Here is a 12,687-nt window from a genome sequence, read left to right as displayed (position 1 = left end):
CCGGCCCGCGCGGCGCCGTGCCGACCATCGTCGGCGCGCCGCCGCCGCGGGGTCCACCGACGGCCCAACAAAACTCCCGCCCCGACCTTCCGGTGACGGAGGCTCGAAGCAGCGCCCGGCGGCAGCGGGGCCCGGCATCTCGCTGCGGGAGGCGACGGCGTGTCCACCTACCTGTTCCGGCTCGGCCGCTGGGCATTCCGGCGGCGCCGGATCGTGGTCGGCTTCTGGCTGGCCGTCGCGGTGCTCGCCGTCGTCCTCGCCACGGTCAGCGGCGGGAAGACCAACGACACCTTCACCATCCCCGGCACCGAGTCCCAGCAGACCACGGACCTGCTCAAGCGCACCCTGCCCGCGTTGGCCGGCGGCCAGACCCAGGTGGTCTTCGCGGCCCCCGCCGCGACCCGGATCACCGACCCGGGCCCCAAGGCCGGCGTGGAACAGGCGCTGATCCGCATCAGGACCGTCCCGCAGGTCGCGACGGCCCTCGACCCCTACACCACCCGCAGCATCTCCCCGGACGGGCGGGTGGCCCTGGTGAGCGTGCAGTGGACCGGCCAGCCCGGGGAGGTGAAGGACGCGTCGCTGGACGACCTGCAGGCCGCGGTCGTCCCCGCCCGGCAGGCCGGTGTGCAGGTGGAGTACTCCGGCAGCGTGTTCCCCGGCTGGCGGATCGTGCCCTCGGAGCTGCCCGAACTGATCGGCCTGATCGTCGCCTTCGTGATCCTGCTGATCACCTTCGGCGCGCTGGTCGCCGCCGGGATTCCGATCCTCACCGCGATCCTCGGCGTGGTCGTCTCGCTGATGGGCATCACCGCCCTGGCCTCGGTGATCAACATCGCCTCGGCGTCGACCACCGTCGCCATCATGCTCGGCCTTGCCTGCGGCGTGGACTACGGCCTGTTCATCCTCTTCCGTCACCGCAACCAGCTCCTGCAGGGCAGGGACGTCGAGGAGTCCGTCGGCCTGGCCCTCGGCACCGCCGGCGGGTCGGTGGTCTTCGCGGCCCTCACCGTGATCATCGCCCTGTGCGGCATGTCCGTCGTCGGCATCCCCTTCCTCACCGTGATGGGGCTGGCCGGGGCGGCGGCGGTCGCCGTCGCCCTGCTGATCGCCCTCACGCTGCTGCCGGCCCTGCTCGGCTTCGCGGGCCACAAGATCACCTCCTTCGTCGACACCCGCGTGCGCCCCGGCCACCACGAGCGGGTCGCCAAGACCTCCGCCGCGGAGTCGCCGACGACCCGCGGCGCCCGGTGGTCGCGGTTCGTCGTCCGCCACCGGCCCCTCGTGGCCGTCACCGGCGTCTCGCTGCTGCTGCTCCTGGCCGTCCCCGCCCTCGACATGCAGCTCGGGCTGCCCAGCGGCGCCTCCAAGCCGACGTCCAACACCCAGCGCCGCGCCTACGACCTGATCAGCGAGCACTTCGGTCCCGGCTACAACGGGCCGCTCCTGGTCGTGACCGAGCACGGCGTCGCCCCCGCGGCGGTGCAGCGCCTGGCCGGCGCGCTGGCCACGCAGCCCGACGTCGCCACCGCCGGGGCGCTCGCGACCAACCAGCAGGTCGCGATCGTGCGCGTGGTGCCCAAGAGCGGCCCCAACGACCCGGCGACCGCCGGCCTCGTCCACGGCCTGCGCGACCACCGTGCCGCCGTCGAGGCGGTGGTCGGCGCACCGGTCCTGGTCGGCGGAGCCACCGCCTCGAACATCGACGTCTCGCAGAAGCTCGGCGACGCGCTGCCGGTCTTCCTCGCCGTCGTGGTCGGCCTCGCCTTCGTGCTGCTGACGCTCGCCTTCCGGACCATCCTGGTGCCGATCAAGTCGATCCTCGGCTTCCTGCTCTCGGTCGCGGCCGCGTTCGGCGCGTCGGTGGCGATGTTCCAGTGGGGCTGGGGCCGGCACATCTTCGGCATCACCCCGACCGAGACGGTCAGCTTCCTTCCACTGATCATGCTGGCCATCATCTTCGGTCTCTCCAGCGACTACGAGGTCTTCGTCGTCTCGCGCATCAAGGAGGACTTCACCGCGACGGACGACGCGCGCGGCGCGGTCGAACGCGGAACGGCCCGCTCCGCCCGCGTGGTGACGGCGGCCGCCCTGATCATGTTCTCGATCTTCGTGGCGTTCATGTTCACCAGCGACCCGACCATCAAGGCCATCGGCTTCAGCTTCGCCGTCGGTGTCTTCCTCGACGCCTTCGTGGTCCGGCTGACGGTCGTCCCCGCCGTCATGGCGATGGTCGGCGCGCGGATCTGGTACCACCCGCGGTGGTTCGCCCGCTACGTGCCCGACCCGGACATCGAAGGAAGCCGGCTGGAACGGGAACTCGGCATCCGGCCCGGCGCCCCCTCCGGCACCCGCGTCTGAGCGGGGCCGGGCAGCCGCGCGTCGGCTGTCGCGGGAGTGGTCGTGACCAACCGCCCCGGAAACCCGGATGCGTCGACCAGGTCGTGGGGGCCACACTGGCTCGTCGGCGGTGTCCTCGTCCCGCCGGATTCCCGATCCCCGGTCAAGGAGTGTTGTGCAGAGTTCCGTCACGGTGTCCCCGTCCCAGGTGCCCGAGCTGCTGCTCGGGCTGGCGACCGTGCGGCCCGTGTTCCTGTGGGGCGCGCCGGGGATCGGAAAGTCGTCCCTGGTCAACCAGTTCGCCGAGTCGCTCGGCCTGGAGTGCGTCTCGCTGCTCGGCACGCAGCTCGCACCGGAGGACCTGATCGGGGTTCCGCAGATCACGCCCGAGGGGCGGTCCCGCTTCTGCCCGCCGGAGGCGATCGCCCGGGACCAGCCGTACTGCCTGTTCCTCGACGAGCTCAACGCGGCCACGCCCGACGTGCAGAAGGCCTTCTACTCGCTGATCCTGGACCGCCGCATCGGCTCCTACGAGCTGCCGCCGGGCAGCATCGTCATCGGCGCGGGCAACCGCGCCACCGACGGCGCGCTCGCCCGCCCGATGCCGTCCGCGCTGCTGAACCGGCTGGTCCACGTCCACCTGCGGGCGAGCGCGAGCGACTGGCTGCGCTGGGCCGCGGGCGCCGGGATCCACCCATGGATCTCCGACTACCTCACCGACCGCCCCGACCACCTGTGGTCCGCGCCGCCCAAGACGGAGGAGGCCTTCTCGACGCCGCGTGCCTGGCACATGCTCTCCGACGCACTGCACTCGTTCGGCCCGACCCTGGACGAGCCGACCCTCAAGGTGCTCGCGCACGGGTTGCTGACGCCCACGCACGCCACCGCGCTCTGCGGCTACGCCAAGATCGTGCGCAACTCCTACGGGCTGGACGCGATCCTCAAGGGCGACGCCTCCTGGCCGAACCGGGTCGAGGACCGGGACCTGCTCTACTACCTGGCCGACGCCTTCCGCGGACGCCTGGTCAAGGAGCTGCCCGCGAGCAAGGAGCACGCCTCGCCGTCCGTGCGGCAGACCGCCTACCGAGCCAAGGCGTTGCTGGTGCAGCTCGCGGAGATCTCCGTCGAGGTCGCACAGACCGTCATCGCCGACGCCCCCGACGGCAACCCGGTGCTGCCCTCGTGGTTCCTCATCGAGGCCGCACGCGACATGCCGCGCCTGGTCGAGGCCCGCCGGTGAGCGGCGGCCGCCGCCGCGCCGGCGGCAAGGGCGGTCCGGGCGGCAAGGGCGGCGAGCCGCCCGCGGATCCGGCGGCCGTCGCCTTCTCCGCCGGGATGGCGCTGGTCCGACGCAACACGGCGCTCGCCGCCGTCCCGGCCACACTGTGCGCTCTCAAGGAGGATGACTGCCCGCACCACCCGCCGCACGGATGGGTGGTCGTCACCTCCAACGGGGTGCTGCACCACAACCGCCGCCGCCGCGCGGAGCCGGAGGAGTGGGCCTGGGCGCTCGCCCACGCCCTGCTGCACCTCGGTTTCGGCCACGTCCCCGCCGCGCGCGGCCCGCGCGAACAGCCCGACCGGTTCGAGCTCACCGCCCGCTGCACGGTGGTGAACCGCTTCCTGGCCACCTTCACCGTGGGCCGCGCACCCGACACCCTCGCAGTCGTGCACCCCGGAGACGACGAGGAGCGCCTCGCCGCCCGCTGGCGCCGCGACGGCATCCCCGCCGCGTACGCCGACGGCGGCGTCGCCGGAGGCGAGCCGGACCAGGTGCTGGAGCCGTGGGCGGGCTGGCACGGCACCGCTCCCGAGGACTGGACCCTCGCCTTCGCGCACGCGCTGACCCGCACCGTCTCCGCGGCGATGGACCTCGCCGCGGGCCGCCGTGAGGAGCTGACGGGGGAACGGCTGCCGCAGCGGCCCTGGGAGCGGGCGCTGAGCTGGTTCGTCTCCTCGTACCCGCTGCTGGGCGGCCTCGCGGCCGGCCTGACGCTGGTCGCCGACGCCGAACTGGCCCGCGCGCACGGCATCTCCATCGCCGCGGTCAACGCCGAGGCGGGCGAGATCTACGTCAACCCGCTGCGCCACCACACCGACGAGGAGTGGCGGTTCATCCTCGCCCACGAGATGCTCCACGCCGCGCTGCGCCACGGCGAGCGCGCGGGCGGCCGCGACCCGTACCTGTTCAACGTGGCGGCCGACTACGTCGTCAACGGCTGGCTGCTGGAGATGGGCGTCGGCGAGATGCCCGAAGGGCTGCTCCACGACCCGGAGCTGCGCGGCCTGTCGGCCGAGGAGGTCTACGACCGGATCGTCCGCGACCAGCGCCGGATCAGGCGCCTGGCCACCCTGCGCGGCAAGGGCCTCGGTGACATCCTCGGTGAACCGCTGCCGCACGGCGGACGCGGCGGCCCCTTCGTCGACCTGGACGAGTTCTACCGGCGCGGCCTGCGGCAGGGGTTCGACCTGCACCAGCGCGAACGCGGGCTGCTGCCGGCCGGGCTGGTCGAGGAGATCCGCGCGCTCGCGCAGCCGCCGCTGCCCTGGGACGCGCGCCTGGCCCGCTGGTTCGACGAGTTCGTGCCCCGCCCGGAGCCGGTCCGCAGCTACGCCCGCCCGGCCCGGCGCCAGTCCTCGACGCCCGACATCCCGCGCGCCGGACGGTACTTCCCGCCGGAGGAGGTCGCCCGCTGCACCTTCGGCGTGCTGCTGGACACCTCCGGATCGATGAGCCGCACCCTGCTCGGCAAGGCGCTCGGCGCCATCGCCTCCTACGCCGCGTCCCGCGACGTCCCGGCCGCCCGCGTCGTCTTCTGCGACGCGGCTGCGCACGACGCGGGCTACCTCCCCGTCGCCGACATCGCCACCCGGGTCCGCGTACACGGCCGCGGCGGCACCGTCCTGCAGCCGGGCGTCGACCTGCTCGGCCGCGCGCCCGACTTCCCGGCCGCGGCACCGCTGCTGATCATCACCGACGGCGACTGCGACGTGCTGCGCGTCCGTGGCCGCGAACACGCCTACCTCGTCCCCCGCGGCTCGACGCTGCCGTTCACCCCGCGTGGCCCCGTCTTCCACCTGGCCTGAAAGCCCAGCGTCACGGCTGACGGGGCGCGAACACAGCGGTCAGACGGCCGGCGAGCCCGAACCGGGCCCGGCCAGCCGCACATGGGTCACCAGACTGGCGAGGGCCGAGCGGGACGCCACACCGACCTTGCGGTAGATCGTCGAGACGTGCGTCTCGACCGTGCGTCGGCTCAGGAAGAGGCGTGTCGCGATGGCCTGGTTGCTCAGACCGTCCGCCACCAGTCCCGCGACCTCCAGCTCACGCGCCGTCAGCTCGGCGAGCCCCGTCGGCACCTGGGGGACGACGGGGGGGGTCTCGATCTCGACCAGAGCGGCCAGGTCGGACAGCAGGCGCGCGCCTCCCGCCCCCGCGATCGCACGCACACGCTGCCGCAGCACCGCAGCCCCGGCCTGATCGCCGGTGGTCCTGAGCAGCGGGACCGTGCGCAGCAGCGTGTAGGCCTCCCACAGAGACGCCCCGCAGGACGCGTACGCGGAGGCGGCTCGCGTCAGCAGTCCCACCGCCCCCGCGTGGTCGCCCCGGTGCTCCGCCAGCGTGGCCCGGGCGCGCAGGGCGGCCCCGCGCTGGCCGGCGAGGTCGAGCCGCTCGGCCTCGGCCATCGCGCGGTCGGCCCATCGCTCGGCGCGGTCACGCTGCCCGGTGGCGAGGGCCGCCGCCACCAGGGTCTCCAGCTGGGCGGGCCGGATCGACGGCTGCAGGCGCCGCAGGTCCGTCCCGCCGCCCGCGGTGACGATGGCTTCGAGGGCACGCTGCGGATCCCCGCTCGCCAGAGCCGTGTGCCCCAGCATGCAGCGGGCGAGGGAGGCCCACCAGGTGTCGCTGCGCCCGGCGAAGGTGACGGCTTCCTCGGCGATCGCCATGGCCCGGGATTCGCCGAGCGGAGCCGCCACCAACTGGATCAACGGCGTGAACGCCAATGTGAAGGCAAGGAGTTCGCTGCTGCCGATCGCCCGGGCCACGGACTCGGCCTCCTCCGCGGCTTCCAGCGCGGTCTCCAGCCGACAGGTGTTCAGGTGTACGTAGGCGCGGCTCGCGAGGAGGTGCGGAAGCACGCAGAGCTGTCCGGTGCGGCGGGCGATGTCCAGCCCCCGGTCCGTGTGCCGCTCGGCCTGCGGATGGCGCTCCAGCAGCGCCTCCGCCCACGACAGCCACACCAGCGCCTCGCACAGGCCGGCCAGGCTCGGGTCGGTCAGCCCGTCCACGAGCTCGGCGGCCGCGTCGGCGAGCTCCCGTGCGGCCCCGGTCTCTCCCTCGTAGGCCTCCCCGAGCGCGGACAGGGCGAGGGCGGCGGCCGCGCCGACCTGATCGCCGTGGGCCCGTGCGAGCGCGAGGACGGCGGCCATCTCCGCCCGGACCTCGGGGTAGGAGACGGTCAGCAGCGCCGACATGCCCAGGGCCAGGCCCAGCGGCACCGCCTGTTCGGGCGCCGGCCCCGGAACGCGGGACAGTTCGGCGCGCAGCAGCGCGGCCGCCTCGGGGGAGTGGCCGAGGTGGCGCTCCATGACGGCGCACAGGGCGATCGCCTCGGTACGTAGGGCGGGGTCCGCGGACGTGGGCGCGCCGAGCAGACCGTGCAGCAGGTCCCGGCTCTCGCGCAGGTTCCCGCTCACACCCAGGCTGCGGGCCCTGGCCAGCGTCAGCTCGCCGCGCCGGGCCGCGAACTCGGCGGTGTCCGGCATGATCCGCAGCAGGACCGCGAGCAGCTGACCGGCGGTCTCCGGTGCGGTACGGGCCACGGCCGAGGCCGCCTCGCTCAGCACCTCCGCCGCCGCGGGGTCCCAGCCGGTCAACGACTGCTCCACGTGGTGCGCCCGCTCGACGGCCGAGGCTCCGGCGCGGGCGAGCTCCTCGGCGGCGCGGCGGTGGACGTCGATGCGCCGTTCGAGGGGGGTGTGCTCGTACACCACGGCCCGCAGCATCGGGTGGCGCAGGGCCCAGCCCTGCCCCGTGCCGGGCCGCAGCAGGTCCCGCGCCGCCAACTGGGTCAGACAGCGCCGGACTTCTGCCGAGCCGATCCCGTCGCAGACCCGCTCCAGCATGGCGGAGGTCGCATGGTCGCCGAGCACCGCCACCGCCTGCGCCACGCGCTGCTGGACCGAGGGCAGGGCGCCGAGCTCGTCCAGAAGCAGCGCGCCGAGCCCACTGGGTATGTCCCCCGAGCTGTACGCGTCGCCGTCCGCAGGAACGGTGCGGCCGTACTGCTCCAGGCCGAGCAGCGGCGTGCCGCTGCGGAACGCGTGCAGCAGGGTCAGCAGGTAGAGCGGATTGCCCTCGCTCACGGCGTACAGCTCCCGGGCCTGACGCCGGGACAGGTCGGGCGCCAGCGCGGCGACGGCCTGCGCCTCGTCGAGCGGACCGAGCGTCAGGCGCCCCACCACGCCCGCGTCCGCACCGCGACGCAGCGTCGCGGCCACGGACGTGGGCGTCTGCCGCTCCCGACGCGCCACCACCAGCAGCACGCGCCCGCGCGCGGGATGCCTGACCAGGTAGTCCAGCAGCTCCTGGGACGCCGAATCGGCCCAGTGCAGGTCGTCGAGGATCACCACGAGTCCGGCGTCCCCGCCCAGCAGTGCCAGGAGGTCCCTGACGGCGCGGTAGAGCCCGAAGCGGTCCAGGGTGTCGGGGCCGGATCCGTCGCCGTCGTGCGCACCGCGGACCCCGTACAGCACGGGCGCGGCGGCGGCCAGGAGCTCCTTTGCGCCCGCCCCGGCGAGTTCCGCGTCCGCGAACGCGTCGGTGAACATCTGGAAGGGGGTGTGCCGTTCGTACTCGGTCGCCCGCCCCCGGAGCACCGTCATCCCGGCCTGCCGGGCGCGGACGCACATCTCGCCGAGCAGCCTGGTCTTCCCGATCCCGGCCTCTCCGGCGACGTCCAGCACGGCCGGAGCGTGTCCCGCCCCCGACCCGGCGAGCGCGGCGTCGAACAGCGCGGTCTCCGCCGCCCTCCCGACCAGGGCGCGCCCCCGGCCGGGCACGGGGGGCCCGGAGTGCGGCCCCTGGGCGGCGGCCGCGTGGCCCTTTGGCCCGGCGGGGACGGAGCCGGGCCCGGGCAGGGCGCCGGGGAGGACGGTCGGGTTCACAGCCATGCGGTTACCACCTCGTGGGCAGCGCCGAGGGCGGCGCAGCCGTCGGGCCAAAGTCCTGTCTCGCACGAACATCGATGGGCGGGCGGGGCCGCGGCCTCTGCACCCTCAGCCGCCTCACGGCTTGAGACCGCAGCGTACCGGCCGTGGTTCCGCCCGCGGGCCGGTCTTGTGGATCATGCCGGGCCCGCGACGGCCCGATCCACAAGGCAGGCCCTAAGCTCAGGGCATGGCAGTCGAGTTGGTCTATGCAGCGGTCGACTGGGTGGTGGCCGCGCTCGCCGGGCGGGTGGAACCCGGGGAGTTCGCTGACCGGTTGTCGGAGCGTCTGACGGCGCGTGGAGATCTCGCGGCCGTGCTCGCGCGCGACGAGCGGCTGAGCGTCTTCAGGGAGCACACCGCGCGCATCGAGCGGGTGGAGACCCTGGACACGTGGACGGCGTGCGCGGTCCTGGAGACGGGCTCCGGCTGGTGGGAGGTGCGGGTGGCGCTGGAGTCGGCGCCGCCCCACCGGATCCGCGAGTTCCGGCCACGGCCGCTCGCGGCCGACGCGGTGGCGTGGGACGCGGTCGCGCCCGCGCTGCGCGAGCTCGACCGGGTGGAGTCCCAGCTGCCCGGCCCGAGTGCGGCCCGGATCCACCGCCTGCTGAGCGAAGCCGTCGACCGCGGCTGCATCGTCGGCGCGGCCGCGGCGCTCGCGGTGCGGGGCGAGGTCGTTCACCGCGAGCTCCTCGGCGCCTGCGACCTCGTCACCCTGGCCCCGCTGAGCGAGCAGGCCGTGTTCAGGGTCGGCTCCGTCACCAAGGTGGTGACCGCCTTGGCGGTGACGGAGCTGGCCGAGCGCGGGTTGATCGACCTCGACGCGCCGATCGACCGCCACCTGCCTGCGCCGGTGCTGGTGCCCGCCGCGCCGGGTGACCCCTCCCCGACCGTCGGGCAGGCACTGCTGCACCAGGCGGGACTGACCAAGGACGTGCTGCTGGACCGAACCCGCATGCGGCACGGCACCCCGCTGGCCGAGGCCGCCCCGCGGATCCGGCTCGCCTGGGCCCCCGGGGCCCGGGCCGAGTACTCCAACCTCGGATACCAGCTGCTGGGAGAAATCATCCAGTCCGTGACCGGGGAACCCTTCACCGAGTACTGCACGCGGACGGTGCTCGCCCGACACGGCCTCACCGGCACCACCCTGCAGCCGCCCGGCGAGCCGCTCCGCAGGACCGTGACCGGCTACCACGCGTCCGCCGGTCGGCTGTCCCCCGCCTCGGCCGCACCGACCCACCTCCCCGCGGCAGGCGGCATGACCTCCACCCTCCCGGACATGCTGACCCTCGCGACGGCCCTCGGCGCCGCCGACGACCCGATCGTGGCCTCGGCTCTCACCCGCACCGCCCCGGCCGGCCCCGCCGGACGCCGCTTCGGCCCGGGTGTGGCCCTGCTCGACCTCCCCGCGGGCACCGTCATCACCCGCGGCGGCGCGACAGAGGGCTTCACTGCCGAGCTCGTCACGTCGACGGACCACTCCTTCAGCCTCGCCCTGCTGACCAGCAAGTCCCCACCGGACCGCCTCGACGCACTCGCCCTACGGCTCGCCGAGGAACTCAGCACCCACCGCTGAGGGCCGCACCGGCACCCCGTCGGGGAGGCCCGTCGGGAATCCGCACGCGTCGATCAGCTCGAAGAGCAGGGTCTCGACGAACGGGTCCGCCCGCTTGGTCAGGACGGCCGCGAGGGCCTCCGCGTCGGCGGTGAACCCGGCTTCCGCCGCCCACCGGGTGATGTCCGCGGCTGCGCCGGGTGCGGGTTCGGGGATGCCGTAGTCGGCCGCCACGGGGGGATCCAGGAAGGTCGACCACCGGGCCCCCGACGGCGTCAGGCCGCGCACCTGGCACACATCGCTGTCCATCACGTTCGCGATCAGGATCGGGGCGGCCGTGTCATGGACGAGCTCCTGGAATGCCGCGAGTGAGTCGTCCCTGACCCCATGGTGGATCTGGAGGGTCTGCCAGCCCCCGGGGCGCGACCGGCAGGAGGACACGCAGTCCAGATGGCCGTCCGTGCAGCCGGACGCGAAAAGGGCCCGTTCGCGCAGTGGTACGTCGCTGCGTGCCAGCACGAAGTCCCCGGTGAAGCCCATGACCCCTCCTCGGTCGATGAGCAGAGCGTACGTGCCGCCTACGACAGCCAGCCGTGTCGCCCTGGTTGACGTCGGGTCAGCCCAGTGCCCGGTCGAGGTTGAAGGCGGCGCTGATCAGCGAGAGGTGGGTGAAGGCCTGGGGGAAGTTGCCGAGCTGTTCGCCGGTCGGACCGATCTCCTCGGCGAAGAGACCGAGGTGGTTGGCGTAGGTGAGCATCTTCTCGAAGGCGAGCCGGGCGTCCTCGAGTCGGCCGGCGCGGGCCAGCGCCTCCACGTACCAGAACGAGCAGATCGAGAAGGTGCCTTCGGAGCCACGCAGGCCGTCCGGGCTGGCGGCCGGGTTGTAGCGGTAGACCAGCGAGTCGGACACCAGGTCCCCGGTGAGCGCGTCCAGGGTGGAGAGCCACTTGGGGTCGGTGGGCGCGATGAACCTGGCCATGGGCATCATCAGCAGCGAGGCGTCCAGCTCGCCGTCGTCCAGGGACTGGACGAACGCGCTCCGCTCGGCCGACCAGCCGCGCCGCATGATCTGCCGGTAGATCGCGTCACGGGACTCGCGCCAGCGGGGCAGGTCGGCCGGCAGCCCGCGGCGGGCCGCCATCCGCATCGCCCGTTCCAGCGCCACCCAGCACATGAGCCGCGAGTACACGAAGTTCCTGCGGCCCGAGCGGGTCTCCCAGATTCCCTCGTCGGGCTGGTCCCAGTGCTCGCACAGCCAGTCCGCCACCGCGCCGATCTCCTCCCAGTCGGCGCTGCTGATGGGCCGGCCCCACTTGTCGTACAGGTAGACGGAGTCGATCATCGCCCCGTAGATGTCCAACTGGAGCTGGCCTGTCGCGGCGTTGCCGACCCGGACCGGTGCGGAGCCGAGGTGTCCCTCCAGATGGGTCAGCTCGTACTCGGGCAGCTCGCTGCGCCCGTCGATGCCGTACATGATCTGCAACGGGCCGGTCGGCGCGCTGCCTCGCATCCGGTCGCAGAGGAACCCGATGAACGCCTCGGCCTCCGAGGTGAACCCGAGGCGCAGCAGCGCGTAGACGCAGAAGGCGGCGTCGCGGACCCACACGTACCGGTAGTCCCAGTTGCGTTCGCCGCCGACCTGTTCGGGCAGGCTGGTGGTCGGCGCGGCGACGATCGCGCCGGTCGGCGCGTAGGTGAGCAGCTTCAGCACCAGTGCGGAGCGGTTCACCATCTCGCGCCACCGCCCGTGGTAGCGCGACCCGGCCAGCCAGTGGCGCCAGAACCGGACGGTCGCCTCGGCCTCCGCCTGTGCCTCGGCACGCGGACACGACCGGGGCGGGACGTCGTCGCCGATCTGGTCGAGGGCGAACACGTGGGACTCGCCCTCGAGGAGCTTGAAGTGCGACCACACGTCCACCCCGTCGCTCTCCAGCGGCGCGGTGGCGGTCAGCGCGAGCGCCAGGGACGGGGACCGGAACACCGCCACGTGGCCTTCGAGGTGCGCCGTGTGCCGCTCGGCGCCGTACCCGAACCGCGGCGCGACGCGTGCCCGGAAGGGGAGGGCTCCCCGGACGCAGAGCACCCGCCGGATCAGCCGGTGCCTGGCCCCCTCGACGGGCCCGTCGGCGACGGGCATGAAGTCCTGGATCTCGGCCACCCCGTCCGTGGCGAAGAACCGTGTGATCAGCACGTTCGTGTCGGGGAAGTAGAACTGCCGGGTTCGGGTGGGGATCTCGGCGGCCAGCTCGAACGACCCGCCCCGGGCGGCGTCGAGGATGGACCCGAAGACGCTCGGCGCGTCGAAACGGGGGCAGCAGTACCAGTCGATGGTGCCGTCCGTCGCGACCAGCGCGGCCGTATGGAGATCGCCGATCAGGCCGTGCTCGGAGATCGGTCTGTAGTGGGTGCCGCTGGGGGCCTGCCCGAGACCAGTCGTGTCGAACGCCATGCCGACCTCCCCGCCGCCGCGCCGCGGGCCTGGAGATGAAGCCTCCCCTTCATGCTAGATCGAGATCCGCGTTCGGCGGGTAGCGTGCAGGTGAGCCGGGTGGGCCTCCCGAGCGCCGACCCGGGATGAGGAG

At 73.7% G+C, this 12,687-nt stretch carries 7 protein-coding genes; 4 read left to right on the top strand and 3 right to left on the bottom strand.

Going from position 1 to position 12,687, the window contains the following annotated elements; genetic code table 11:
* The first annotated feature begins 159 nt into the window (after positions 1–159).
* From TR49_RS15055 to TR49_RS15045, 3 genes are all read left to right on the top strand, one after another.
* Entirely contained in the window at positions 160–2,361 is a 2,202-nt protein-coding gene (locus tag TR49_RS15055) for an MMPL family transporter (RefSeq protein ID WP_042381855.1), read from the top strand.
* A 154-nt stretch (positions 2,362–2,515) separates the two neighbouring features.
* Positions 2,516–3,580 (top strand): ATP-binding protein, encoded by a 1,065-nt coding sequence (locus tag TR49_RS15050; protein ID WP_042381854.1) that lies wholly within the window; start codon positions 2,516–2,518, stop codon positions 3,578–3,580.
* A gap of 95 nt (positions 3,581–3,675) precedes the next feature.
* Complete coding sequence (locus TR49_RS15045) at positions 3,676–5,427, top strand: vWA domain-containing protein (protein WP_084724926.1); 1,752 nt, start codon at positions 3,676–3,678, stop codon at positions 5,425–5,427.
* Between the two features lie 39 nt (positions 5,428–5,466).
* On the opposite strand, the gene TR49_RS15040 is transcribed toward TR49_RS15045, so the two are convergent.
* Entirely contained in the window at positions 5,467–8,514 is a 3,048-nt protein-coding gene (locus tag TR49_RS15040) for an ATP-binding protein (protein WP_236653369.1), read from the bottom strand.
* Between the two features lie 226 nt (positions 8,515–8,740).
* On the opposite strand from TR49_RS15040, the gene TR49_RS15035 reads away from it, so the two are divergent.
* Positions 8,741–10,126, top strand: coding sequence for a serine hydrolase domain-containing protein (locus TR49_RS15035; protein WP_042381852.1), 1,386 nt, complete (start codon positions 8,741–8,743; stop codon positions 10,124–10,126).
* Here the strand turns inward: TR49_RS15035 and TR49_RS39965 are convergent.
* The gene (locus TR49_RS39965; protein ID WP_052434309.1) at positions 10,091–10,645 is read right to left on the bottom strand and encodes a hypothetical protein; all 555 of its coding nucleotides are present in this window, start codon (positions 10,643–10,645) and stop codon (positions 10,091–10,093) included. The two genes, TR49_RS15035 and TR49_RS39965, sit on opposite strands and share 36 nt — an antisense overlap.
* 76 nt (positions 10,646–10,721) lie before the next feature.
* Positions 10,722–12,554 (bottom strand): glycoside hydrolase family 15 protein, encoded by a 1,833-nt coding sequence (locus TR49_RS15025; RefSeq protein ID WP_042381850.1) that lies wholly within the window; start codon positions 12,552–12,554, stop codon positions 10,722–10,724.
* Positions 12,555–12,687: the final 133 nt, after the last annotated feature.

Origin of the sequence: Streptacidiphilus melanogenes, assembly GCF_000787835.1 — a bacterium.
Taxonomy (GTDB): Bacteria; Actinomycetota; Actinomycetes; order Streptomycetales; family Streptomycetaceae; genus Streptacidiphilus; species Streptacidiphilus melanogenes.
Note: the sequence above shows the minus strand (reverse complement) of the source record. Positions and strands in the feature narration are given on the sequence as shown.